The organism is Sphingomonas changnyeongensis, from assembly GCF_009913435.1.
GTDB classification, from domain to species: Bacteria; Pseudomonadota; Alphaproteobacteria; order Sphingomonadales; family Sphingomonadaceae; genus Sphingomonas_B; species Sphingomonas_B changnyeongensis.
On record NZ_CP047895.1, the window covers coordinates 2,469,464 to 2,494,704 of the forward strand.

Annotated in this window: 19 protein-coding genes, 1 tRNA gene and 5 pseudogenes; 11 read left to right on the forward strand and 14 right to left on the reverse strand. The window is 68.0% G+C overall.

Going from position 1 to position 25,241, the window contains the following annotated elements; genetic code table 11:
- Positions 1-34 precede the first annotated feature (34 nt).
- The 5 genes and pseudogenes from GVO57_RS12145 to GVO57_RS15665 all read left to right on the forward strand — a co-directional run.
- Positions 35-108 (forward strand) — tRNA-Cys (locus GVO57_RS12145).
- Positions 109-360: 252 nt separating this feature from the next.
- Positions 361-840 (forward strand): 50S ribosomal protein L13, encoded by a 480-nt coding sequence (gene rplM, locus GVO57_RS12150; RefSeq protein WP_160593370.1) that lies wholly within the window; start codon positions 361-363, stop codon positions 838-840.
- Positions 840-1,358, forward strand: a complete 519-nt coding sequence (gene rpsI, locus GVO57_RS12155) for a 30S ribosomal protein S9 (protein WP_160593372.1) — start codon at positions 840-842, stop codon at positions 1,356-1,358. Before rplM ends, rpsI begins: the two co-directional genes overlap by 1 nt.
- 580 nt (positions 1,359-1,938) lie before the next feature.
- Positions 1,939-2,259: pseudogene (locus tag GVO57_RS15660) on the forward strand (trypsin-like serine protease); the annotation flags it as partial.
- 513 nt (positions 2,260-2,772) lie between these two features.
- Positions 2,773-2,877 (forward strand): annotated as a pseudogene (locus GVO57_RS15665) (PEPxxWA-CTERM sorting domain-containing protein); the annotation flags it as partial.
- 112 nt (positions 2,878-2,989) lie between these two features.
- Here GVO57_RS15665 and GVO57_RS12165 read toward each other — a convergent pair.
- Positions 2,990-3,835 (reverse strand): metallophosphoesterase family protein, encoded by an 846-nt coding sequence (locus GVO57_RS12165; RefSeq protein WP_160593377.1) that lies wholly within the window; start codon positions 3,833-3,835, stop codon positions 2,990-2,992.
- 101 nt (positions 3,836-3,936) lie between these two features.
- Here GVO57_RS12165 and galE point away from each other — a divergent pair, with 101 nt between their 5' ends.
- Positions 3,937-4,950, forward strand: a complete 1,014-nt coding sequence (gene galE, locus GVO57_RS12170; protein WP_160593379.1) for a UDP-glucose 4-epimerase GalE — start codon at positions 3,937-3,939, stop codon at positions 4,948-4,950.
- 144 nt (positions 4,951-5,094) lie between these two features.
- Here galE and GVO57_RS12175 read toward each other — a convergent pair.
- The 7 genes and pseudogenes from GVO57_RS12175 to GVO57_RS12205 form a co-directional block, all read right to left on the reverse strand.
- Positions 5,095-7,091 (reverse strand): annotated as a pseudogene (locus GVO57_RS12175) (acetyl-CoA carboxylase biotin carboxylase subunit).
- Between the two features lie 89 nt (positions 7,092-7,180).
- Complete coding sequence (gene bioB / locus GVO57_RS12180; protein ID WP_160593381.1) at positions 7,181-8,257, reverse strand: biotin synthase BioB; 1,077 nt, start codon at positions 8,255-8,257, stop codon at positions 7,181-7,183.
- Between the two features lie 16 nt (positions 8,258-8,273).
- Positions 8,274-10,393 (reverse strand): annotated as a pseudogene (scpA, locus tag GVO57_RS12185) (methylmalonyl-CoA mutase); the annotation flags it as partial.
- A gap of 49 nt (positions 10,394-10,442) precedes the next feature.
- Positions 10,443-11,228: an enoyl-CoA hydratase-related protein gene (locus GVO57_RS12190; protein WP_160593383.1), complete on the reverse strand. Its 786-nt coding sequence runs from the start codon at positions 11,226-11,228 to the stop codon at positions 10,443-10,445.
- 85 nt (positions 11,229-11,313) lie between these two features.
- Positions 11,314-11,739, reverse strand: a complete 426-nt coding sequence (gene mce / locus GVO57_RS12195; protein ID WP_160593999.1) for a methylmalonyl-CoA epimerase — start codon at positions 11,737-11,739, stop codon at positions 11,314-11,316.
- Between the two features lie 27 nt (positions 11,740-11,766).
- The gene (locus GVO57_RS12200; RefSeq protein WP_160593385.1) at positions 11,767-13,293 is read right to left on the reverse strand and encodes an acyl-CoA carboxylase subunit beta; all 1,527 of its coding nucleotides are present in this window, start codon (positions 13,291-13,293) and stop codon (positions 11,767-11,769) included.
- A gap of 114 nt (positions 13,294-13,407) precedes the next feature.
- Positions 13,408-14,424, reverse strand: a complete 1,017-nt coding sequence (locus GVO57_RS12205) for an SDR family oxidoreductase (RefSeq protein WP_160593387.1) — start codon at positions 14,422-14,424, stop codon at positions 13,408-13,410.
- Positions 14,425-14,599: 175 nt separating this feature from the next.
- Here GVO57_RS12205 and acs point away from each other — a divergent pair.
- A pseudogene (gene acs / locus GVO57_RS12210) lies at positions 14,600-16,542 on the forward strand (acetate--CoA ligase).
- Positions 16,543-16,710: 168 nt separating this feature from the next.
- On the opposite strand, the gene gorA reads toward acs, so the two are convergent.
- Positions 16,711-18,054, reverse strand: a complete 1,344-nt coding sequence (gorA, locus tag GVO57_RS12215) for a glutathione-disulfide reductase (protein WP_160593388.1) — start codon at positions 18,052-18,054, stop codon at positions 16,711-16,713.
- A gap of 220 nt (positions 18,055-18,274) precedes the next feature.
- Here gorA and rplU point away from each other — a divergent pair, with 220 nt between their 5' ends.
- The 3 genes from rplU to GVO57_RS12230 all read left to right on the forward strand — a co-directional run bounded on the left by rplU (position 18,275) and on the right by GVO57_RS12230 (position 19,678).
- Entirely contained in the window at positions 18,275-18,643 is a 369-nt protein-coding gene (rplU, locus tag GVO57_RS12220) for a 50S ribosomal protein L21 (protein ID WP_160594000.1), read from the forward strand.
- Between the two features lie 38 nt (positions 18,644-18,681).
- The gene (gene rpmA / locus GVO57_RS12225) at positions 18,682-18,951 is read left to right on the forward strand and encodes a 50S ribosomal protein L27 (RefSeq protein ID WP_160593390.1); all 270 of its coding nucleotides are present in this window, start codon (positions 18,682-18,684) and stop codon (positions 18,949-18,951) included.
- A 172-nt stretch (positions 18,952-19,123) separates the two neighbouring features.
- Positions 19,124-19,678 (forward strand): GNAT family N-acetyltransferase, encoded by a 555-nt coding sequence (locus GVO57_RS12230; protein WP_160593392.1) that lies wholly within the window; start codon positions 19,124-19,126, stop codon positions 19,676-19,678.
- 87 nt (positions 19,679-19,765) lie between these two features.
- Here the strand turns inward: GVO57_RS12230 and GVO57_RS12235 are convergent, their stop codons facing one another.
- From GVO57_RS12235 to GVO57_RS12255, 5 genes are read right to left on the reverse strand one after another with little or no spacing between them, the layout of a single operon-like run.
- The gene (locus GVO57_RS12235) at positions 19,766-20,038 is read right to left on the reverse strand and encodes a hypothetical protein (RefSeq protein WP_233281374.1); all 273 of its coding nucleotides are present in this window, start codon (positions 20,036-20,038) and stop codon (positions 19,766-19,768) included.
- Between the two features lie 41 nt (positions 20,039-20,079).
- Entirely contained in the window at positions 20,080-20,985 is a 906-nt protein-coding gene (gene fghA, locus GVO57_RS12240; RefSeq protein ID WP_160593394.1) for an S-formylglutathione hydrolase, read from the reverse strand.
- A gap of 38 nt (positions 20,986-21,023) precedes the next feature.
- Positions 21,024-21,407: a VOC family protein gene (locus GVO57_RS12245; RefSeq protein ID WP_160593396.1), complete on the reverse strand. Its 384-nt coding sequence runs from the start codon at positions 21,405-21,407 to the stop codon at positions 21,024-21,026.
- A 27-nt stretch (positions 21,408-21,434) separates the two neighbouring features.
- Entirely contained in the window at positions 21,435-22,544 is a 1,110-nt protein-coding gene (locus GVO57_RS12250) for an S-(hydroxymethyl)glutathione dehydrogenase/class III alcohol dehydrogenase (RefSeq protein WP_160593398.1), read from the reverse strand.
- Positions 22,541-23,161, reverse strand: a complete 621-nt coding sequence (locus GVO57_RS12255) for a class I SAM-dependent methyltransferase (protein WP_160593400.1) — start codon at positions 23,159-23,161, stop codon at positions 22,541-22,543. The genes GVO57_RS12250 and GVO57_RS12255 overlap by 4 nt, the downstream gene beginning before the upstream one ends.
- 189 nt (positions 23,162-23,350) lie before the next feature.
- On the opposite strand from GVO57_RS12255, the gene GVO57_RS12260 reads away from it, so the two are divergent.
- Positions 23,351-25,171: a DUF885 domain-containing protein gene (locus tag GVO57_RS12260; RefSeq protein ID WP_160593402.1), complete on the forward strand. Its 1,821-nt coding sequence runs from the start codon at positions 23,351-23,353 to the stop codon at positions 25,169-25,171.
- Positions 25,172-25,241 lie beyond the last annotated feature (70 nt).

The window sequence follows — 25,241 nt, forward strand, 5'->3', positions numbered from 1 at the left end:
CGGCGCGCAAAGCCAAGCAAATGCCCGTCGCCTCGGCCCGATGGCGGAGTGGTTACGCAGAGGACTGCAAATCCTTGCACGCCGGTTCGATTCCGGCTCGGGCCTCCACCTCCCCAAGAAAAACCTGACATTCCGATCGCACCGGCCTGCCGCTGCAGCCGGCATGACCCGCGCGCCCGCGCGCTGCACCGATAACGCGCCAAGGTATCCAGATACCCGTCAGCAAAGCGGCGCTTTTCTTGACTTTTCGCGTCCGCTTCGCCAGAGGACCGCCTGCACGCGCCGTCCGGATCCGGGCGGCGTCGTTCGTTTTGAACCGTTCGTCCATTCAATGTTCGTCCATTCGCAAAGGTCATTGCCATGAAGGCGCTGATGAAGACGACCAAGTCGGCCACGCCGGCGACGGTCGAAAAGAAGTGGCATCTGATCGATGCCGAGGGCCTGGTCGTCGGCCGGGTCGCGTCGATCATCGCCAACATTCTGCGCGGCAAGCACAAGCCGAGCTTCACCCCGCACATCGACTGCGGCGACAATGTGATCGTGATCAACGCCGACAAGGTGCGCTTCACGGGCCGCAAGCTGACGCAGAAGTTCTACTACAAGCACACCGGCTATCCGGGCGGCCTCAAGGAATACCGCGCCGACAAGGTGCTGGGCGGCCGCTTCCCCGAGCGCGTCCTTGAAAAGGCGGTCGAGCGCATGATCCCGCGCGGCCCGCTCGGTCGCCAGCAGATGCGCAACCTGCGCATCTTCGCCGGTCCGAACCACAGCCATGAGGCGCAGAACCCCGAGATTCTCGACGTCGCCTCGATGAACCGCAAGAACAAGGTGGGCGCATAATGTCCGACACGCGTCAGTCCCTCGCCGATCTGGGCTCGATCACCCAGGGTATCGCCACCGCACCGGCCGGCGACGCGCCGGTCCAGCCGGCCCAGCCCGCTGCCCCGCTGCGCGAGCAGCAGCTGGACAAGCAGGGCCGCGCCTATGCGACCGGCCGCCGCAAGGATGCCGTCGCCCGCGTCTGGCTGAAGCCGGGCAGCGGCAAGATCATCGTCAACGGCCGCGACCAGACCGTGTATTTCGCGCGCCCGACGCTGCGCCTGGTCATCAACCAGCCGTTCGACGTCGCCGAACGCCGCGACCAGTATGACGTGGTCGCGACCGTGAAGGGCGGCGGCCTTTCGGGCCAGGCCGGTGCGGTCAAGCACGGCATCGCCCAGGCGCTGACCCGGTACGAGCCGGCGCTGCGCTCGGCGGTCAAGGCCGCCGGCTTCCTGACCCGCGACCCGCGCGTCGTGGAGCGCAAGAAATATGGCCGCGCCAAGGCACGTCGCAGCTTCCAGTTCTCGAAGCGCTGACGCGCCTGCCCGCTGGGGCATGGTCGAAATCAGGGGTCCCGGGCATGGTCCGGGGCCCCTTTTTTCATGGCCCGAAGGCGGCGCGGAGGTGCCAGCAGGCGCGCAATATCCAGCCATTTCGGACTGGATTCGGGTATTTTTGCGTTGCAGCACAGCGCTTTGACGCATGTTTCTTAGCCCTGTCCCGCTCCGGGACGCGCGGGATAAACATAAGTTTAAGGCTTGATTAACCTTTCCGACACGGCATTGTCATCGACATGCGACCGCATGGGGTCGGTCGCTCAGCGGGTCGGCGTCCTTCCCCCGGCAGGGTCCGGGTGTCGGCCGCGCTGCCTCACACCAAGGGGGTTTTGTAATGTCGTATAAAGTGATTGGCCTGCTCGGCGCCGCCGCGCTCGCCTTCCCGATGGCTGCCCAGGCGCAGATCGGCCCGAAGATCCAGACCGGCAGCGCCAACGGCCTGACCTGGACCGCGCAGAGCCGCATCGTCGGCACCGGTTCGACCGCGACCATCGCCAGCGGCGGCAGCACGCTCAACGTCGCGCCGATGCCGCAGCGCTCGGGCGTCGTCGCACTGATCATGGATTATGGTCCCGGCGGCTCGTTCATCTGCACCGGCTCGCTGCTTCCCGACCGCCGCTCGATCCTGACCGCCGCGCACTGCGTGTCGGACGGGGCCGGCACCGAAGGTCCGCGCACCACCACCGCCTGGTTCTATGGCGGCAACAACCCCGACACCATCGTGTCGAACAACCCGGTCGACTCGGTGTCGCGCACTGCGATCGGCATCTCGGTCAACCAGGGCTATACCGGCGAAGTCATCGACCAGAACGACATCGCGATCATCCGTCTGGGCGAAGATGCGCCGATCTGGGCGACGTCCTATGAACTGGACCTGGGCCCGGACCTGACCGGCCGTGACTTCACCGTCGCCGGTTATGGCCGTCGTTCGGACGCCGGCGGCAATGTTGGCGCCAATCTCGGCACCGGCCGCCTGCGCGAAGGCGACAACCGCATGGACTTCCGGTTCGGCGATGCCGATTTCGGCGGTTTCTTCACCGATCGTGATGCCAATGGCGAAAACTTCTTCGGCGAAGCCGAAGTCGAGTTCTCCTATGTGTCGGACTTCGACAACGGCCTTGCCGCGAACGACGCGTCGTGCCGCCTCGCGGTCAACGGCCTCGGCATCGCGCCGTCGGGCAAGTTCTGCAACCTCGGCCGCGGCGCGCGCGAAGTGAGCGTGGCCGGCGGCGACTCGGGCGGCCCGCAGTTCGGTGCCGATGGCCGGATCATCTCGGTCACCTCTTATGGCCTGAGCTTCGGCACCGGCTTTGGCGACATCGGCGGCGGCCTCAACAGCTCGTTCGGCGAACTGAACGGGTTCGTGCCGCTCTACATCCATCGCCAGTTCCTGGCCGATGCGGTGCCGGAGCCGGCGACCTGGGGCATGATGATCCTGGGCTTCGGCCTGGTCGGTGCCGGCATGCGCGCCCGCGCGCGCAAGGTCAGCTTCGCCTGATCCGCGCCTGACGGCAGAAATCGGCCCCGTCCTGCACCGCAGGGCGGGGCCTTTTTCATGCGGCGGTCAGTGCGCGGCCAAGCGTCGCGCAGGGGCAGCACCCCGTCGCGTTTCAGGCCGGATCGTCCGGGCGGGGATGCCGGGCGGCAATCGGTGCCACCGGATCGCCCGGCCCCGGCGGCTCGGCATCTTCGGGGACGCTGTCGATCATCATGTCCGCCTGACTGACCTCGCCCAGCGTGCGCACGCGCACCTCAAGCCCGTTGCGGCCGATCCGCAGCTCGTTGAAGCTGGGCGGGGTCGACCGCAACCGCTGCGACAATGTGCCCGCGCCGATCATGCGGATCGGCCCGGCATCGGTCAGCTTCACCAGATCGAACGGATCATGGACATGGCCGGTCAGCACCGCCGTCACCCCGGCGGCGGCAAGCGCGGCGAGCGCCTTTTCCCCGCCCCGCGTCAGCGCCCGGCCCTTTGTGTTCGCCTCCACCAGCGGATGATGGGCGGTGACCAGCACGGTCTGCGGATCGGGCAGCGTGCGGACGGCGGCCAGCGTGTGGCGCAGCGCCGCCGGGGTCACGCACCCCTTGGACCAATCGAGCCGCCACTGGGCGCGCGCGGTCGTTTTCAGCGGCACGAGCGAGACGCCCGGCAGATCGATCTCGCGCTCGACCAGCCGTTCGATCCGGCGGATGCGGCGATAGGGCGCGGCGAAGCGTTCGATCAGGTTGAAATAGGGCAGGTCGTGATTGCCGACCTCGACCGTCACCGGCGCGGCCAGCGACAGGATCCAGTCACAGGCGGCGGCAAACTCGCGGTGGCGGGCACGCATCGTCAGATCGCCGGTGATCGCCACCGCATCGGGGCGCTCGGCGGCGACCCGTTCCCGGAACCAGTCGATCGCCTGCGCGTCCTCGCGCCCGAAATGCAGATCGCTCACATGAAACAGCCGGTGCATGGCGTCTCCCCTGCCCGATCACCCCCGGCCATGGCAACGCGGGAACCATCGCATGCACACAGGCTTTGTGTCGCCGGCTTGTGCGGTTAACAGGGGGCGCAATGTCCAGGCCCCATATCCTCGTCACCGGCGGCGCCGGCTATATCGGCAGCCACGCGGTGCTCGCCCTGCTCGATGCCGGCTATCCGGTGATCGTCCTCGACAATCTGATCACCGGATTCGACTGGGCGGTCGATCCGCGTGCCACGCTGATCGTCGGCGACATCGCCGATTCCGGGATGGTCGCTGAGGTGCTGCACGCGCATGACATTCAGGCGATCATGCATTTCGCCGGATCGATCCTGGTGGCGGAATCGGTCGCCGATCCGCTCAAATATTACCGCAACAACACGGCCGCCTCGGCCAGCCTGGTCGAGACCGCGCTCAAGGCGGGGATCCGCCACCTGCTCTTCTCCTCGACCGCCGCCACCTATGGCCAGCCGCCGGTGTCGCCGATTCCGGAGACCGCGCCGACCGTGCCGATCAACCCCTATGGCCGGTCGAAGCTGATGACCGAGCAGATGCTGGCCGATGCCGCCCGCGCCCATCCGCTCAATCATTGCGCGCTGCGCTATTTCAACGTCGCGGGCGCCGATCCGCACGGCCGGTCGGGCCAGTCGAGCGCGGTCGCCACCCATCTGATCAAGATCGCGGCCGAAGCGGCAATCGGCCTGCGCGATCAGATCGCCGTGTTCGGCAGCGATTATCCGACCGCCGACGGCACCTGTGTGCGCGATTACATCCATGTCAGCGATCTTGCGTCCGCCCATCTGCACGCGCTCGAACGGCTGATGGCGGTGCCGGACGAGAATCTGGTCCTGAACTGCGGCTATGGCCGAGGCTTTTCGGTGCTCGAAGTGCTCGACGCCGTCGACCGGGTGACCGGCCGGGCGATTCCGCGCGTGATGGCGGACCGCCGCCCCGGCGACCCGCCCGAGCTGGTGGCCGACAATCGCGCGATCCTGTCCACCCTGCCCTGGCGGCCCGCGCACGACGATCTGGAGGCGATCATCGCCGACGCGATCGCGTGGGAAACCCGGCTCGCCGCGCGCCGCGCCGGGCGGGCGGCGGCCTAGAACGGTTTCCCGTCAGGTGGACTCACCTGACGGTTCGGAAAACGCGGCAAAAGAGAAAGCTGGAGCGGTAGCCGATCCGATTGCATCGGCGCGGCGGCGATCGGGGCTGCCGGCACGGCACGCCCGAACCGCCGCCGCCCGGCCTTATTCCAGCTCGAGGATGACCGCGTCGACCGCCAGGCTGTCGCCCGGCTTGGCCGAGACCGATTTGACGACCCCGGCCTTTTCGGCGCGCAGGATGTTTTCCATCTTCATCGCCTCGACCACCGCAAGCGGCTGGCCCGCCTCCACCCGGTCGCCGGGGCCGACATGGAGCGCCGACAACAGGCCCGGCATCGGGCACAGCAGATATTTGGACAGATCGGGCGGCACTTTTTCAATCATGTGCCGGCCAAGCGCCGCGACATGCGGCTGCCACACATCGACCAGATGGCTCGCGCCGCGCGCGGTCAGCTTCAGCCGCCGGCCCTGACGGGCGATCTTCACGCTCAGCGCTTCGCCGCCCACAATGCCTTCGAACAGCCGCTGGCCGGGCTGCCACGGCCCGTCGATCACGATTGCCGGGGCGTCGCCGATCCCCGCGGTCAGCGCGCCATCGGCCTGCCCAAGCGTCACGGCCAGTTCCCGCCCGGCGATCCGCACGATGCGGGTATCGCCGGCGGGCGGCGCTTCGCCCATGCGGCCGCTGATCGCACCCGCCCGCTCGTCGAGCCCGGTGCCGATCATCGCCGCGACCGCCGCCAGCGCGCCGATCAGCGCATCGGACGCCGGCGCGCCGCGAAAGCCATCGGGATATTCCTCGGCGATGAAGCCGGTGGTCAGCCGCCCGTCGCGGAAGCGCGGATGCTGCATCAGCGCCGACAGGAAATCGATATTATGGCCCGGCCCCTCGATCTCGAACCGGTCGAGCGCCGCGATCTGGCGGTCGATCGCCTCGGCGCGGCTGTCGCCCCAGGTGATCAGCTTGGCGATCATCGGGTCGTAGAACATCGACACCTCGCCGCCTTCGGCCACGCCGTCATCGACGCGCACGCCCGCTTCCCCGGCCGGCGGGCGATACCGCACCAGCCGCCCGGTCGACGGCAGGAAGCCGCGATAGGGATCCTCGGCATAGACGCGGTTCTCGATCGCCCAGCCGGTCAGCTTCACCTCATCCTGGGTGAAACCGAGCGGCTGGCCCGCAGCGACGCGGATCATCTGTTCGACCAGATCCAGCCCGGTCACGCATTCGGTAACCGGATGCTCGACCTGAAGCCTGGTGTTCATTTCAAGGAAATAGAAGCTCTTGCCGGTCGGATCGGCACCGGAGACGATCAGCTCGACCGTGCCCGCCGAATAATAGCCGACCGCACGCGCCAGCGCGACCGCCTGTTCGCCCATCGCGCGGCGCATCTCCGGCGTGACGAACGGCGACGGCGCTTCCTCGACCACCTTCTGGTGGCGGCGCTGCACCGAACATTCGCGCTCGCCCAGATAGACGATGTTGCCATGCTGGTCGCCCAGCACCTGGATTTCGATATGGCGCGGGCTTTCGATGAACTTTTCGATGAACACCCGGTCATCGCCAAAGCTGGCCAGCCCCTCGCGCTTGGTCGCCTCAAAGCCTTCGCGGACGTCCTGCTCGGAATAGGCAAGGCGCATCCCCTTGCCGCCGCCGCCGGCCGACGCCTTCATCATCACCGGAAAGCCGATTTCAGCGGCGATCCGCACCGCTTCCTCGGTATCGGCGATCTCGCCCAGATAACCGGGGACGACATTCACGCCCGCCGCCTTGGCAAGCTTTTTGGATTCGATCTTGTCGCCCATCGCCGCGATGGCGTTTGGCGGCGGGCCGATAAAGGCGATGCCGGCATCGGCAAGCGCCTGGGCAAAGGAGGTGCGCTCCGACAAAAAACCATAGCCGGGATGCACCGCTTCCGCCCCGGTCGCCTTGCAGGCGGCGATGATCGCATCGGCAAGCAGATAGCTCTGCGCCGCCGGCGGGGGCCGAGCCGCACCGCTTCATCCGCCATCATCACATGCGGGCTGCGCGCATCGGCATCCGAATAGACCGCCACCGTGGCAATGCCCATCCTGCGCGCAGTCCGGATCACCCGGCACGCAATCTCGCCGCGATTGGCGATCAGGATCTTTTTGAACATCTTGTCTTTTTCCTCATCCCTGATCGTCTTGTCCCCGATCATCCTGTCGCCGGTGCCGGGCCATGGCGGCCCGACCCGGCCTCCTCAACCTAGGCCGCGACCCCGGCCTCAACTTCGGCCACGCCGGCACAGCTTCCCGCACAGCCCCCGGCGCGCGCGGCGCGCATCGGCTCCTCCCCGGCAAGCGCCGTCAGCCCCAGCCGCGCGAACAGCGCGCCATCGGCATCGTCGCCGGCATTGGGCGCGGTCAGCAGCCGGTCGCCGGTGAAGATGCTGTTGGCGCCGGCCAGGAAGCACAGGGCCTGGGTCGCATCGCTCATGCTCTCGCGGCCCGCCGACAGGCGGACCATGCTCATCGGCATGGTGATGCGCGCCACCGCCACGGTGCGGACGAACTCGATATCGTCGATCCTGGCCATCGGCGTGTCGGCCAGCATGTCGCCCAGCACCGTGCCCTTGACTGGCACCAGCGCGTTGACCGGCACGCTTTCGGGATGCTGTTCCAGCGTCGCCAGCGTGTGGATGAAGCCGACCCGGTCCTCGCGCGTCTCGCCCATGCCGACAATGCCGCCCGAGCAGACATTGATCCCCGCCGCGCGCACATTTGCCAGCGTATCCAGACGGTCGGCCATCGTCCGGGTGGTGATCACCCGCTCATAATATTCCGGGCTGCTGTCGATATTGTGGTTGTAATAATCAAGCCCCGCCTCGGCCAGCATCGCCGCCTGTTCCGGCGTCAGCATGCCGAGCGTCATGCACGTCTCCAGCCCCATCGCGCGGACGCCCTTCACGATCTCGACGATCCGGGGCATGTCGCGGTCCTTGGGATTGCGCCAGGCCGCCCCCATGCAGAAACGCTGCGAGCCGGCGTCTCTGGCCTCGGCCGCGCGCTGCAGCACCGCCTGCACGTCCATCAGCTTTGTCGCCTCGACGCCGCTGTCGGCCTTCACGCTCTGCGAACAATAGCCGCAATCCTCCGGGCAGCCGCCGGTCTTGATCGACAGCAATGTGCACAGCTGCACCTGATCGGGCGCATGATGCGCGCGGTGGACGGTCGCGGCGCGGAACAGCAGCTCGGTAAACGGCAGGTCGAACAGCGCGGCGATTTCCGCGCGCGTCCAGTCGCGGCGCACGCCAGTGTCCATAAGCTCCACGAGCGCGCTCATTCCGCCGCCTCCGCCGGGGCATGTTGTGGCCGAGCAGGCGCAGCACATCGGCCGCGCATTCGACGACGTTCGATCCGGGGCCGTAAATGCCCTGCACCCCCGCCTCGCGCAGATAGTCATAATCCTGCGGCGGAATGACGCCGCCGGCGATGACCTTGATGTCGCCGCGCCCCTTTTCCTTCAGCAGGCGGATGAGTTCGGGGATCAGCGTCTTGTGCCCGGCAGCCAGGCTCGACGCGCCGACCATGTCGACGCCGCTGTCGAGCGCCAGCACCACCGTTTCCTCCGGCGTCTGGAACAGCGGGCCGGAGACGACGTCGAACCCCATATCGGCAAAGGCCGAGGCGATGACGTTCGCCCCCGGTCATGCCCGTCCTGGCCCATCTTGGCGATCAGGATGCGCGGCTTGCGCCCCAGCCGCCGCTCGACCGCGACGACGCCGTCCACCACCTGCTGCCAGCGGCTGTCCTCGGCATAGGGCGCGGCATAGACGCCGCGCACCGGGCTGGGCACGGTCGCGTGGCGGCCGAACACATCCTCCATCGCCGCCGAAATCTCGCCCAGCGTCGCCCGCGCGCGCGCCGCATCGACCGCCAGCGCCAGCAGATTGGCGCGGCCGCGCGCCCCCTCGCGCAGCGCATCGAGCGCCGCCGTCACCCGCACCTCGTCGCGCGCGGCGCGGACGGCGGCGATGCGCGCGATCTGCGCCTCGCGGACGCGGGCATTGTCGACCTCGAGCGTCTCGATCAGCTCTTCATTCGCCAGCCGGTATTTGTTGACGCCGACGATCACATCCTCGGCCCGGTCGACCCGCGCCTGACGGGCGGCGGCGGCCTCCTCGATCATCGCCTTGGGCCAGCCGGCGGCGACCGCGCGCGCCATGCCGCCTTCGGCCTCGACCCGTTCGATGATCTCCCACGCCCGGTCGACCAGTTCGCGGGTCAGGCTTTCGACATAATAGGACCCGCCCAGGGGATCGACGACCTTGGTCATCCCCGTTTCTTCCTGGATCACGATCTGGGTGTTGCGGGCGATGCGCGCCGAAAAATCGGTCGGCAGCGCGATCGCCTCGTCAAGCGCGTTGGTGTGCAGGCTCTGCGTCCCGCCCAGCATCGCCGCCATCGCCTCGATCGTCGTGCGGATGACGTTGTTGTAGGGATCCTGCTCGGTCAGCGAGACGCCCGAGGTCTGGCAATGGGTGCGCAGCATCTTGGACCGCTCGTCCTTCGCGCCCAGCTTCGTCATCACCCGGTGCCACAGCACGCGCGCGGCGCGCAGCTTTGCCACTTCCATGAAAAAGTTCATGCCGATGGCAAAGAAGAAGCTCAGCCGCCCGGCGAATTTGTCGATGTCGAGGCCCGAGGCGACGCCGTATTTCACATATTCCATGCCATCGGCGATGGTGAAGGCCAGTTCCTGCACCTGTGTCGCCCCGGCCTCCTGCATGTGATAGCCGGAGATGGAGATGGAGTTGAACTTGGGCATGTGCGCCGAGGTATAGGCGAAAATGTCCGAAATGATCCGCATCGACGGTTCGGGCGGATAGATATAGGTGTTGCGGACCATGAACTCCTTCAGAATGTCGTTCTGAATGGTCCCGTCGAGCTTTTCGGGCGGCACGCCCTGTTCCTCGCCCGCAACGATGAAGAAGGCGAGGATCGGGATCACCGCCCCGTTCATCGTCATCGACACCGACATCTGATCGAGCGGGATCCCGTCGAACAGGATCTTCATGTCCTCGACCGTGTCGATCGCCACCCCGGCTTTGCCGACATCGCCGACGACGCGGGGGTGATCGCTATCATAGCCGCGATGCGTCGCCAGATCGAAGGCGACCGACAGGCCCTTCTGCCCGGCAGCGAGATTGCGCCGGTAAAAGGCGTTCGATTCCTCGGCGGTCGAAAAGCCCGCATATTGGCGGATCGTCCAGGGCCGGCCGGCATACATCGACGCGCGCACCCCGCGCGTGAACGGCGCAAAGCCCGGCAGGCCGGGATCCCAGCCGGCAACGTCTTCCGCCGTGTAGAGCGGCCGCACGGTGATGCCTTCCGGCGTCTGCCAGTCGAGATTGCGGCCCTTCACCTCCTTGTCGAGGAGCGCCTGCCAGTCCGCGCGGCCGGTGGGGGTGTCGTTCATCGTCAAACCAGATCCATTGCTGTTGCCGGCCGGGTCGCCCCGGCCATGTTCACCGGCCGGTAAAGGCCGGGCGGCGCTTGGCCAGAAACGCCATGCCGCCTTCAACCGAATCCTGCGTGCGGCGCATGTCGCGCTGGGCATCGGCCTCGGCGGCCATCGCGGCGGCATAGTCGGTCTCGAGCGCGCCGATCAGCGCCCGGCGCATCGCACCGAGCGCGCGGGTCGGCCCGGCGGCAAGGCGCATGGCGAGCGCCCGCGCCGCCTCGTCCAGCTCCTGATCGGGCACGACCTTGTGGATCATGCCCCAGTCGAGCGCGGTCTGCGCCGGCACCCGTTCGCCGAGCATCATCATCTCCGCCGCGCGCGCCTTGCCGATCAGACGCGGCAGCATCCAGCTCGCGCCGCCATCGGGCACCAGCCCGATATTGACGAACGCCTGCAGGAAATAGGCGGTGTCGCTGGCGACACAGAAATCAGCCGCGAGCGCCAGGCTGCACCCGATGCCGGCGGCCGGGCCGCGCACCGCGCTCACCACCGGCACGTCCAGACGGGCGATCGCCTGCATCGTGGGGTTATAGGCAGTCGACAGCGCCTGATGCGTCGCTTCGGCGGGGTCGCCGCCCCGATCGAGCCCGCCCGCCAGATCCGCGCCCGAGCAAAAGGCCCGGCCGGTGCTGGCGAACAGCACCGCCCGCGCGCCGCCGAGATCGGCCAGCGCGGCGCGGATCTCGGTGAACATTTCCGGCGGCGCGGCGTTCAGCCGGTCGGGCCGGTTGAGGGTGATGGTCAGCACATCGCCGTCCCGGGCGGTGAGGATCGTCTCGAAGGCGCTCATTCTCTCTCCCTTCAGTCTCTCCGGCCCGGTTCGCCCGGTGCCGTGTGCGCGGCCGCCCGCGCCTGCGCTGTCCAGGCGTGCCGGCTCAATGCCCGGCGTCGCCCTTCGGGCTTTCCATGATCTCGGTGAGCACGCCGCCCATGTCCTTGGGATGGACGAAGAAGATCGGCGTGCCGTGCGCGCCGATGCGCGGCTCGCCGAGCACCTTGGCCCCCTTGGCCTCGAACCACGCCTTGGCGGCATGGATGTCGGGCACTTCATAGCACAGATGATGCTGCCCGCCCGCCGGGTTCTTCGCCAGAAAGCCGTGAATGGGCGAGCTCTCGCCGAGCGGCTCGATCAGCTCGATCTGGGTGTTGGGCGTGTCGACGAAGCACACTTTGACGCCCTGCGCGGGCAGGTCGAAGGGATCGTGGATCTTCGTTGCGCCCATGACGTCGCGGTAAAAGGCGATCGACGCCTCGATCGACGGGGTGGCGACGCCGACATGGTTGAGCCGGCCCAGTTTCATGTTTTCAGCCTGCATCGCCCTTCATCCTCACAGCGGGATATTGTCGTGTTTCTTCCACGGGTTCTCGAGCTGCTTGTTGCGCAGCTTCCTGAGGCCGAGCGCGATCCGCCGGCGCGTGGAATGCGGCATGATCACCTCGTCGACAAAGCCCTTCGACGCGGCGACAAACGGGTTGGCGAAGCGCGCTTCATATTCAGCGGTCCGCTCGGCGATTTCCTCCGGCGTCTTGCCCCGGAAGATGATCTCGACCGCGCCCTTGGCCCCCATCACCGCGATCTCGGCGGTCGGCCAGGCATAATTCAGGTCGCCGCGCAGATGCTTGGACGCCATCACGTCATAAGCGCCGCCATAGGCCTTGCGGGTGATGACCGTGATCTTGGGCACCGTCGCCTCGGCATAGGCGAAGAGCAGCTTTGCGCCATGCTTGATGATGCCCGAATGTTCCTGCGCGACGCCGGGCAGGAAGCCGGGCACGTCGACGAAAGTCACGATCGGAATGTCGAACGCGTCGCAGAAACGCACGAAGCGCCCGGCCTTTTTGGAGCTGTTGATGTCCAGACAGCCGGCGAGCACCATCGGCTGGTTGGCGACGATGCCGACGGTGCGCCCCTCGATACGGCCGAAGCCGATGATGATGTTGCCGGCATGGCCGGGCTGCAGCTCGAAGAAATCGCCCTCGTCGACGACCTTGGCGATCAGCTCGTGCATGTCATAGGGCTGGGTCGCGCTTGCCGGCACCAGCGTGTCGAGGCTGTCGTCGGTCCGGTCCCACGGGTCGGTGGTCGGACGCTCGGGCACCGGCTCGCGGTTCGACAGCGGCAGGAAATCGATGAAGTCGCGCGCGGCGAGCAGCGCATCGATGTCGTTTTCAAACGCCATGTCGGCCACGCCCGACCGGGTCGTGTGGGTGATGGCCCCGCCCAGCTCCTCCTGGGTCACCACCTCGTTGGTGACGGTCTTGACCACGTCGGGACCGGTCACGAACATGTAGGAGCTGTCCTTCACCATGAAGATGAAGTCGGTCATCGCCGGCGAATAGACGGCACCGCCCGCGCACGGCCCCATGATCAGCGACAGCTGCGGCACCACGCCCGAGGCGAGCACGTTGCGCTGGAACACCTCTGCATAGCCGCCGAGCGAGGCGACGCCTTCCTGGATGCGCGCGCCGCCCGAATCGTTGAGACCGATCACAGGCGCGCCGACCTTCATCGCCATGTCCATGATCTTGCAGATCTTCTGGGCATGGCGTTCGGACAGCGAGCCGCCGAACACGGTGAAATCCTGGCTGAACACGAACACCAGCCGGCCATTGACGGTGCCCGATCCGGTGACGACGCCGTCGCCGGGGATGCGCTGCGCCTCCATCCCGAAATCGACGCAGTTATGCTCGACATACATGTCGAGCTCCTCGAACGAGCCGGGATCGAGCAGCACCTCGATCCGCTCGCGCGCGGTCAGCTTGCCCTTGGCGTGCTGCGCGTCGATGCGCTTCTGGCCGCCGCCGAGCCGGGCGGCCGCACGCCGCTGTTCGAGTTGGTCGAGGATGGTCTGCATCGCGCTCCCCACAGTCTGATTATCGATTTTGCCGCGCTCTCTGGCGCGCCCGCGCGCGGAACGCAAACCGGAAAAAGCCCGCCCGCCCCGCGCTGCCCCCTGCCGGGCCGCGGGTCAGGCCGCCACGATCCCCCGCTCGATCAGGCTGCGCGCAGTATCGACAATGGTCTCGCGGTGCGGCCGCGGCACCCAGCCGAGCCGCGCGCGCGCATGATCGGCCGGGGTTTCGCGGACATGGCCCAGCTCGCCCACCACCTGCGACAGCACCGGATCGAACCGCGCCGCCATACGCACCAGCATGTCGGGCAGTTTCATCTTGGGCACGCGACGCGCCGCCTCCCCCATCTCGTCGCGCAGCACGGCGGCAATGTCGGCAAGCTTCAGGAACGGGCCCGACGCGATGAAGCGTTCGCCGGCAATCCCCGGCTCGGTCAGGCAGCGGACATGCAGGTCGGCGACGTCGCGCACATCGACAATGCCGAAGCCCAGATCGGGCAGCCCCGGCAGGTCGCCCGCCAGCAGCTTCTTCACCGCCTCGATCGAGGCGGAAAAATCGGGGCCGAGCACCGGGCCGAGCACGGCCGAAGGATTGACGGTGACCAGTTCCGGCCCGCCGCCCGCCTGCGCCAGCCAGTCGCGCGCCGCCCGCTCCGCAATCGTCTTGGACTTGGGATAGGCATAGACGCCCGGACCGTCGACCACCGTCCAGTCGGCCTCGGTGAAGCGGGTGCGGTCGCCGCCATGGCCATAGGCGATCGCCGCGACCGAGGAGGTCATCACCACCCGCCCGACCCCGGCGTCGGCCGCGAAGCGCAGCGCACGCAGCGCCCCGTCGCGCGCCGGCACGATCAGCTCATCCTCATGCGCGGGCGCGCCCGCCGGCAGCGGCGAGGCGAGATGCGCGACATGGCTGCACCCGGCCATCGCCGCCGCCCAGCCGGCATCGTCGGTCAGATCGGCGGCCACAAAGCTCAGCCGCGCGTCATCGACGCCCAGCCAGGCGCGCACTTCGGGCTCGCGCGCCAGCGAGCGGATCGTCGCCCGGACCGTCCAGCCGGTTTCGACCAGTCGCCGGATGACGAAGCCGGCAATATAGCCGCTGCCCCCGGTCACGAGCACGGTTCCCGTCATCTGCGCCTCTCCTTGCCGCTGCGCCCGGCCGCGCGCGTCCGCGGGCCGGCTTTGGTTTTGATTTGAAATGCAAGTTGCGGGACCGGTGCGCCCCCGTCAAGCGCCCGGCCCATTCGGGAATGGTTCGCTTGCAACTCTGAACGCCTCGGCTAAAGCGGGGCCAGGGGAGAGTTTCATGGTCGGGGACAAGGTCTATCCGGTGCCGGCGTCCTGGGGAAAAAAGGCGCGCGTCACCGCGGACAAATATCAGAAGCTGTACGGGCGCTCGCTGGCCGATCCGGGCAGCTTCTGGCTCGAACAGGCGCGCCGGATCGACTGGGTGAAGCGCCCCGAGATCGCCGGTGACTGGTCGTTCGCGGCCGATGATTTCCGCATTGCCTGGTATCCCGACGGCCGGCTGAACGTCAGCGCCAACTGCATCGACCGCCATCTGCGCGAGCGTGGCGACCAGATCGCGATCATCTGGGAACCCGATGCGCCGGACGAGGAGCCGCGCCGCTTCACCTATCGCCAGCTGCATGCCGAAGTGTGCCGCTTCGCCAATGTGCTGAAAGCGCGCGGCGTCGCGCGCGGCGACCGGGTGACCATCTACATGCCGATGATCCCGGAGGCGGCGTTCGCGATGCTCGCCTGTGCGCGGATCGGCGCGATCCATTCGGTGGTGTTCGGCGGTTTCTCGCCCGAAGCGCTCGCCGGGCGCATCCAGGATTGCGACAGCAGCATCGTCATCACCGCCGACGAAGGGCGGCGCGGCGGCCGGCGCGTGCCGCTCAAGGCCAATGTCGATGCCGCCGCCGCCCATGCGCCGTCGCTCAAACAGGTGATCATGGTGCGCGCGACCGGGGCCGATGTGGCGATGACGCCGGGGCGCGACCATGTCTATCAGGATCTGGCGGCGGCGGCCGACAGCCATTGCCCGCCCGAGCCGATGGGCGCGGAAGACCCGCTGTTCATCCTCTACACCTCAGGCTCGACCGGTAAGCCCAAGGGCGTGCTGCACACAGGCGGCGGCTATCTGGTCTGGGCCAGCCTGACCCATGAGCTGGTGTTCGATTACCGGCCGGGCCAGATCTATTGGTGCGCGGCCGATCTCGGCTGGGTGACGGGGCACAGCTATATCCTCTACGGCCCGCTGGCGAACGGCGCGACCACTTTGATCTATGAAGGCGTGCCCAACTGGCCCAGCCCGGCGCGGATCTGGGAGGTGGTCGACCGGCACCGGGTGGAGATCCTTTACACCGCGCCCACGGCGCTGCGCGCGCTCATGCGCGAGGGCGACGATTGGGTGACCGGCACCAGCCGCGCGTCGCTGCGCCTGCTCGGCTCGGTCGGCGAGCCGATCAACCCCGAAGCCTGGGAATGGTATCACCGCGTCGTCGGCGAGGGGCGCTGCCCGATCGTCGACACATGGTGGCAGACCGAGACCGGCGGGGCGATGATCGCCCCCTGCCCGGCGCCACCGCGCTCAAGCCCGGATCGGCGACGCGCCCGCTGCCCGGCGTCGATCCGCAGATCGTCGATGCCGAGGGCAATGTGCTGGCCGGCGCGACCGAGGGCAATCTGGTCATCGCCCGGTCATGGCCGGGCCAGATGCGCACCGTCTGGGGCGATCATGACCGGTTCTTCCAGACCTATTTCACCACCTATCCGGGCAAATATTTCACCGGCGACGGCTGCCGCCGCGACGCCGATGGCGATTACTGGATCACCGGGCGGGTCGATGATGTGATCAACGTCTCGGGCCACCGCATGGGCACCGCCGAGGTCGAAAGCGCGCTGGTCGCCCACCCCAAGGTGGCCGAGGCCGCCGTGGTCGGCATGCCGCATGACGTGAAGGGTCAGGGCATCTATGCCTTTGTCACGCTGAACGCCAATGACGCGCCGTCGGACGCGCTCGCCCGCGAGCTTGTCGCCTGGGTGCGCACCGAAATCGGCCCGATCGCGACGCCCGACGCCATCCAGTTCGCCCCTGCCCTGCCCAAGACGCGCAGCGGCAAGATCATGCGCCGCATCCTGCGCAAGATCGCCGAGGGCGAACCGGGCGCGATCGGCGACACCTCGACGCTGGCGGACCCGGCGGTGGTCGACTCGCTGGTCGCCGGGCGGATCACCGGCTGAGGGGTTGAGGGTTGCAGGTGCGGGGGTTGTTTGCGGTGCGCCTGACGGCGCACGGGCGGCACCGGCCCGCTCCCCCACCCGGCCTCCCAACGGCAGATTACGCTATGGGAGGCCGGGTGGGGGAGCGGGCCGGTGCCGTTCTTCGCAGCCAAGCAGCGACGCCCCAACTCAGCGCATCAGCACCAGTTCCTCGGCCATTGACGGGTGCAGCGCGACCGTCTGGTCGAACTGCTTCTTGGTCAGCCCGGCCTTGACCGCGATCGCCGCCGCCTGGAGGATTTCCGGGGCATCCGGCCCGATCATGTGCAGCCCGACGACGCGTTCCGTCACCGGATCGCAGATCATCTTGTAGAGCGCGCGTTCGTTGCGCCCGGCGAGCACATTCTTCATCGGCCGGAAATCGGACGTATAGACCTTGACCGCGCCCAGCCGGTTCTTCGCCTCGCCCTCGGTCAGGCCGACCCCGGCAAGCGGCGGATGGCTGAACACGGCTGCGGGGATGCAGTCATAATCGACCCGCCACGGCTTGTTGCCGAACAGCGTGTCGGCAAAGGCCTGCCCCTCGCGGATCGCGACCGGGGTCAGCTGCACGCGGTTGGTCACGTCGCCGACCGCATGGATGCTGGGGATATTGGTGCGGTTGTCGGCATCGACGATGACCGCGCCCTGATCGTCGAGCGCGACGCCCGCTTCGGCCAGCCCCAGCCCCCTGGTGTTGGGCGCGCGGCCGGTGGCGAACAGCAGCAGATCCGCCTCGATCACATCGCCGGAGCCGAGCGTGATCGCGAGCGTGCCGTCGTCGCGCCGGGCGATGTCGGCAAAGCGGGTGTTGAAGCGGAACTCGATCCCCTTGGTCATCGAGATCTGCAGCAGCCGGTCGCGCACCCCCTCGTCATAGCCGCGCAGGATGGTGTCGCCGCGGTTGATCAGCGTCACATGCGCGCCGAACCGGTGGAAGATGCCGGCAAACTCATTGGCGATATAGCCGCCGCCGGCGATCACCACGCGGCGCGGCAGCGTGTCGAGATGGAACACCTCGTTGGACGTGATGCCATGTTCGGCCCCCGGCACATCGGGGATCACCGGCCAGGCCCCGGTCGCGATCAGGATGTGCCGCGCCGTCACCTCGCGCCCGCCCGCCAGGCGCACGCGATTCGGCCCGGCCACGGCTGCGCGCTCGAGGATGATCTCGACCCGGTTGTTGTTGAGCGTGTCGGTATAGGCGCGGTTCAGCCGCGCGACCTCGGCGAGCACGGTGTCGCGCAGCCGGGGCCAGTCGAACCGGCAGTCGGGCACGTCCCAGCCGAACTGGCGTGCATCGGCCAGATCCTCGGCGAAATGGGCACCATAGACGAGCAGCTTTTTCGGCACGCAGCCGCGGATGACGCAGGTGCCGCCGACCTGATGATCCTCGGCGATGGCGACGCGCGCGCCATAGGCCGCCGACACCCGCGCCGCGCGCACGCCGCCCGAGCCCGCGCCGATCACGAACAGGTCATAATCAAAGTCCATCTGGGCCTATCCTCCATCGTGCCGGGCCGCATGCCCGCCCGTCAGCCGCCATATGGGTGGCAACGGCAGCCGCGTCCATTCCCGCGCGGATGCCGGCGCGCGCAGATGCGCCCCCATCCGTCCGGCGCGGTTGACAACCCGGCCGGTTTTGCCTAGCTGGGCGCTCTTTCCGTGCGGGGATTCTCGCGCGGCGACCAGCTTTGAAAGAGTGATGAGGGCCATGTTCGCAGTCGTGCGCACGGGCGGCAAGCAGTATCGCGTTGCCGCAGGAGACAAGATCGTCGTTGAAAAGCTCGCCGGTGAGGCGGGTGAGCGCATCACGCTCGGCGACGTGTTGCTGGCCGGCGACGGCGGCGAGCTGAAGGCCACTGACGGCCTGACCGTGGCGGCGGAAATCGTCGCCCAGGCCAAGGGCGAGAAGGTCATCATCTTCAAGAAGCGCCGCCGGCATAACTATCGCCGCAAGAACGGCCATCGCCAGCAGCACACGATCCTGAAGATCCTGTCGATCGGCGGCGAAGAGGCGAAGCCCGCCAAGAAGCGCGCCGCCAAGGCCGCGCCCGCCGAAGACACCGCTCCGGCCGCCTGAGCCTGGGCCTCAACGAGCTGAAAAGAAGGTAACGAGAGATGGCACATAAGAAAGCAGGCGGCTCCTCGCGCAACGGCCGCGACTCCGCCGGCCGCCGCCTCGGCGTCAAGAAGTTCGGCGGCGAGACCGTTCTCGCCGGCAACATTATCGTGCGTCAGCGCGGGACCAAGGTCTATCCGGGCCGCAATGTCGGCCTGGGCAAGGACCACACCCTGTTTGCGACCGCCGAAGGCCGTGTGCGTTTCCATGAAGGCAAGCTTGGCCGCAAATATTGTTCGGTCGACATGCTGGCCGAAGCGGCTGAGTAACGGACGACCGTGATTTCGGGTCGTCCCTGGGGCGACCCGATAGTCCGCTGCGGCGGATGATGAGGGAGACGGGTTGCCCCCGCCTCCCTTTTTTCCATCTCCCTCATGGCCATGTCGCTGCCCTGTCACCGAAATCCGGCACAGGCGCAGCCACGAAGACGGGAGAGTGGAGATGTTCGCGCGCACCCCAAGATTGCTGCTGAGGCCCGGCTGGCGCGAGGATGCGCCCGCCCTTGCCCGCGCGATCGGCGATGAGGCGGTGATCCGCAACCTCGCTTATGCGCCCTGGCCCTATGGCCTTGCCGATGCTGAGGAATTTCTCGCCCGCACGCCCGATCCGCGCCACCCGCATCTGCTGGTGTTCGCGCGCACGCGCGGCGCGCCCCGGCTGGTCGGCGGCATCGGGCTTGGCCCCGCGCGCGACGGCGGCGCGCCGGAACTCGGCTATTGGATCGCGCGCCCATTCTGGGGGCTGGGCTTTGCCACCGAAGCCGGGCGGGCGTTCGTCGCCGGGGTGAAGGACAGCCTGAAGATCCGCCGGCTGAGCGCCAGCCACATGCTCGACAATCCGGCATCGGGCCATGTGCTGCGCAAGCTCGGCTTCCGGCCGACGGGGCGGATCATCACCCGCTTCAGCAGCGGGCGTGGCACCGACGTCGATTGCGCCCAGTTCGAACAGGGCATGGGCAGCGACGCGACCGACGACATGCGCTGCCTCGCCGCCTGACGCCGGCGAGGCGTGAGGCGTGACGCCTGAACCCTGATGTCAGCCGTGACAGGCCCGGTGCGATCCGCGCCGGGCCTGGCGGTGGCGTCAGTCCTTCTTGCGGGTGCGCCCGCGATTATTGGCGTAGAGCAGGGCTGCGACCAGCGCGGCAGACCCGATGCCGACGCCGGCGGCAATCCAGGCATTGCGGTTGCCGTCCGCGCCCTTGCCGGCCTGTGCGGCCTCTTCGCCTTCCTTCGCGCGCGTCGCGGACTTCACAATCTCGTTCACCACAGTCTCCGTTCCGGCCGCCGGGGCGGCACCGACCTCGATGTCCTCAGCGCTTACGGTATGGCTGCGGGGCTGATCAATCGTCGACACGGCATTTCTCCTTCACGGCCCGAACGCACGGACCGGCCTTGCTATCCAGCCCCCTGCCCGACACCTTCTGGCCCAACACCTTCTGGCCCAACACCCTCTGGCCCGGCCGCCCCCGCCAGACGCGCGCCATGCCAGCGCAGCTGATCCGCCATCAGCGTGGAAATGAAATAATAGCTGTGATCATAGCCGATATGCCGGCGGAGCGTGAGGGGAATGCCCGCATCGGCACAGGCAGCCGCCAGCAGCTCCGGGCGCAGCTGTTCGCCCAGAAACGCATCGTCCATGCCCTGATCGACCAGCAGCTCGGGCAGCCGCGCGCCATCCTCGATCAGCGCGACCGCGTCATGCGCCCGCCACGCCGCCCGATCGTCGCCCAGATAGGCGGACAGCGCCTTTTGCCCCCAGGGCACCTGCGACGGCGCGACGATCGGCGCAAAGGCCGACACCGCGCGGAACCGCCCGGGATTGCGCAGGCCGATGGTCAGCGCGCCATGCCCGCCCATCGAATGGCCCATGATCGACTGGCGCGCCATGTCGGCCGGGAAATGGGCGGCGACCAGCGCCGGCAGCTCGGTTTCGATATAGGTGCGCATCGCAAAATGCGGCGCCCAAGGCGCGCGCACCGCATCGACGTAAAACCCTGCCCCCTGCCCCAGGTCATAGCCGGGGTCATCAGCCACCCCGTCGCCGCGCGGGGAGGTGTCGGGGGCCACGAAAATCAGGCCGAGTTCGGCGCAGGTCGCGCGGAACTCGCCCTTTTCGGTGACATTGGCATGGGTGCAGGTCAGGCCCGACAGATACCAGACGACCGGCAGCCGCGCATCGGGCGCATGATCCGGCACGAACACGGAAAACACCATATCCGTGCCGGTGGCGGCGGAGGCGTGGCGATAGACGCCCTGCACCCCGCCATGCGCCCGCGATGCGGACAGCTGCTCGATCGTCATCGCGCCGGGCCTGCCTGTTTCAGGTTCCGCGCGCCGCTTTACTGCGGCATCCGGTACATCGCGCAGATCTTGTTGCCCGCCGGGTCGCGCAGATAGGCGAGATACAGCTTCATCCCCGCGCCTTCGCGCACGCCGGGCGGATCTTCGCACGGGGTGCCGCCATTCGCCGCGCCCGCCGCATGGAAGGCATCGGCCTGTTCGGGCGACGCCGCGGCAAAGCCCAGCGTCCCGCCATTGGCGCAGGTTGCCGGTTCGCCGTTGATCGGCTTGGTGATGATGAACAGCCCGCCGGCGTGCGAATAGATCACCCGCCCCTTGGGATCGGCAAAGCCCGGACGCACGCCGAGCGCGCCCAGCGCCGCATCATAGAACCGCTTCGACGCCTCGATATCATCGGCGCCCAGCATCACATGGCTGAACATTCAGGTCTTCCTCTCTTCTGCTGGTAATCAGTAAACGACGACGCTGCGGATGCTCTCGCCCGCATGCATCAGCTCGAACCCCTTGTTGATCTCGTCGAGGGTCAGGACATGGGTGATCATCGGATCGATCTCGATCTTGCCCGACATGTACCAGTCGACGATGCGCGGCACATCGGTGCGCCCCTTGGCCCCGCCAAAGGCCGATCCCTTCCAAACCCGCCCGGTGACCAGCTGGAACGGCCGCGTCGCGATTTCGCGCCCGGCCTCGGCCACGCCGATGATGATCGATTCGCCCCAGCCGCGATGACAGGCCTCAAGCGCGGTGCGCATCACATCGGTGTTGCCGGTGCAGTCGAACGTATAGTCCGCACCCCCGCCGGTCAGTTCGACCAGATGGGCGACCAGATCGCCGGTCACCGTGCGCGGATCGACGAAATGGGTCATGCCGAAGCGGCGGCCCCATTCCTCCTTCGCCGGATTGACGTCGACGCCGACGATCATGTCCGCGCCGACCATGCGCAGCCCCTGGATGACGTTGAGGCCGATGCCGCCAAGGCCGAAGACGATGCAGTTCGCCCCCGGTTCCACCCGCGCGGTCTTGACCACCGCGCCGACGCCGGTGGTGACCCCGCAGCCGATATAGCAGCTCGACCGGAACGGCGCGTCGGTGCGGATCTTCGCCACCGCGATTTCAGGGAGCACGGTGAAGTTCGAAAAGGTCGAACAGCCCATGTAATGATGGACGGGCTGTCCCTTGTAGGAAAAGCGGGTGGTGCCGTCGGGCATCAGCCCCTTGCCCTGGGTCGCGCGGATCGCCGTGCACAGATTGGTCTTGCCCGACAGGCAGGATTTACACTGGCGGCATTCGGGCGTGTAGAGCGGGATGACATGATCGCCGGGGACGACCGAGGTGACGCCGGCCCCGACCTCGCGGACGATGCCCGCCCCTTCATGGCCGAGGACGGAGGGAAACAGCCCCTCGCTGTCCAGCCCGTCAAGCGTATAGGCGTCGGTGTGGCAGATGCCGGTCGCCATGATTTCGACCAGCACCTCGCCGGCGCGCGGACCGTCCAGATCCAGCTCGACGATCTCCAGCGGCCGTTTCGCCTCGAACGCCACTGCGGCGCGCGTCTTCATGCCAGGGCTTCCTCTCCGACGGTCGCGGCATCCTGCCGCATGGGGGCGGCCCGTGACGGGGCCGATTCGAAAATCCAGATGCGGGCGGGCGGCAGGTTGCGCCACACCGTGCCCGCCAGCCGCACGCGCACATCGGCCTCGCGCGGCACCGGCGCACGCACGCCGTAGGAATATTGCACGAACGGCGCGCCGGGCGGCAGCAGCTCGAGCATCGATTCGACGAAGCGCGCCACCGTCTCGTCAGGAAAGTTGAGCAGCGGCAGGCTGGAAATGATCGCGGAGAACGGGCCGAGGGCCGCCACTTCGGCGGCGTTCATCGCATCGCCGTGGCGCACCTCCACCCCCGGCATGCGCTGGCCGAGCAGCCGGGCAAAGGTCTGGTCCGCCTCGATCGCGACGATCCGCGCGGGCGGCACCCCGCGCGCGACAAGGGCGCGGGTGATCGCGCCGGTGCCGGGACCGAGTTCGAGGATGCGGCCCGGCGCGGCAGGATCAACCTGCGCGGCCATGGCCTGGGCGAGAATCGGGCTGGAGGGGCTGACGGCGCCCACCGCGCGCGGATTGCGGGCAAGGCGTTGGGCAAAGCTCAGCCAGTCATGCATAGCGTGTCGAACCACCGCCCCTCCATGCGCAAAGCGGCGCGCTTGTGCAACAAAACTGCGCGGGGGCCCGGCCCGCTTGCGTCAGCCGGCAGGCGACTTAAGGGTTTGCCGACACAAAAACGGGCCGGTGCCGCGTTTCGGGACATGGGTGCATGTCCGGGCAGGCATGATCGTCACCGGCGCGGCCAAAGGGGAGAAAGAAAGATGGATCGCCGCCAGTTCGTCCAGACGGCCAGCGCCGCACTGCTCGCGGGCCTGACGCCGGGGGCCGCCCGCGCGGCAGCCGCGACGGCCGCGACCGGGCCGGACGATGCGCAGCTGCGCGCGCTGCTTGACCGGATGTTCGCCGACCGGCTGGCCGAAAGCCCCGAACAGGCGACCAATCTGGGGCTGGACCAGGGGGCGAACGCGGCGCTGCGCGCCCGTCTCGATGATCGGTCGCGCGCCGGGGCGGCCAAACGCCGCGCCGCGCGCCGGGCCGAACGGGCGGCGCTCAGGCGGATCGACCGCGCCCGGCTGGGCGAGGCGGCACGCATCGATTACGACGTCGTCGTCTATCAGCTCGACCGCGCGCTCGCCGGCGAACGCTTTGCCTATGGCGAGACCGGCGGGCGCTTCACCCCCTATATCATCTCGCAGCTGACCGGGGCCTATCGCGAGCTGCCGCCGTTCATGGAGGATGACCATCCGGTGCGCAGCGCCGCCGATGCCGATGCCTATCTGGCGCGGCTGGAGGCGCTGCCCCGCGCGCTCGACCAGGATCTGGAACGCCAGCGCGAGGATGCGGCGGCCGGGGTGTTCGCGCCCGATTACATCCTCGACATCGCCCGCCGCCTGATGGGCGATCAGCGGGCAAAGCCTGCTGCCGAAGCGGGCATGGTCACGCGCTTTGCCGGGCGGCTCGCGTCCGCCGGGCTGCCGGCGGCGCGCGCCGAAGCCGCAGCGAAGATCGTCGCCGATGCCGTCTATCCGGCGCTCGACCGCCAGATTGCCGAGGTCGAACGGCTGCGCGCCCGCGCCGGCCATGACGGCGGCGTGTGGCGGCTGCCCGACGGCGAGGCGTTTTACGCCGCCGCCGCCCAGGCCGCGAACACGACCGCGATGACCGGCGAGGAGATCCACCGGCTCGGCCTCGAACAGGTCGCGCAGATTTCGTCGCAGATCGATTCGATCCTGAAGGGCGAAGGGATGAGCCAGGGCAGCGTCGGCGAACGGCTGGTCGCGCTCAACAAGCGTCCGGGCCAGGTGTTCGCCAATGACGATGCCGGCCGGGCCGAGCTGATCGCGCTGCTCAACCGCCAGATCGCGGCGATCGAGGCGAAGCTGCCGCTCGCCTTTGCAACTTTGCCCAAATCGCGGGTCGAAGCGCGGCGCGTGCCGCCGGAAATCCAGAACGGCTCGGCCGGGGCCTATTATGAAAACGCCCCGCTCGATGGCTCGCGCCCGGCCAGCTATTTCATCAATCTGCGCGACACGTTCGACCGGCCGGTGTTCGGGCTCAAGACGCTGACCCATCACGAAGCGACGCCGGGCCATCATCTGCAGGTCAGCCTGGCGCTCGAATCGACATCGATCCCGATGATCCGCCGCCGCAGCTTTTTCAGCGGCTATTCGGAAGGCTGGGCGCTCTATGCCGAGCAGCTGGCCGACGAGCTGGGCATGTATGACGGCGATCCGCTCGGCCGGGTCGGCTATCTCCAGTCGCTGCTGTTCCGCGCGACGCGGCTGGTGGTCGATACCGGCCTGCATGTGAAGCGGTGGAGCCGCGAACAGGCGACCGATTATCTGATTGCAACGACCGGGATCGCCCGCGGCCGCAGCCAGAACGAGATCGACCGCTACACCGTCTGGCCGGGGCAGGCGACCAGCTACAAGATCGGCCATACGGTCTGGGTGCGGCTGCGCGAGGAGGCGAAGGCACGCGCGGGCGCGTCCTTCGATCTCAAGCGCTTCCATGATGTGCTGACGCTGGGGGCGATGCCGCTCAGCGTGCTCGAACAGGTGGTGCGCGCCCGGTCGGCCTGATGCGCGGGCGGGGGCCGGGGGTGATTCATCCCCAGCTCTGTGCGCCGGTCGCCGCGTTCGGGGCTTGCCG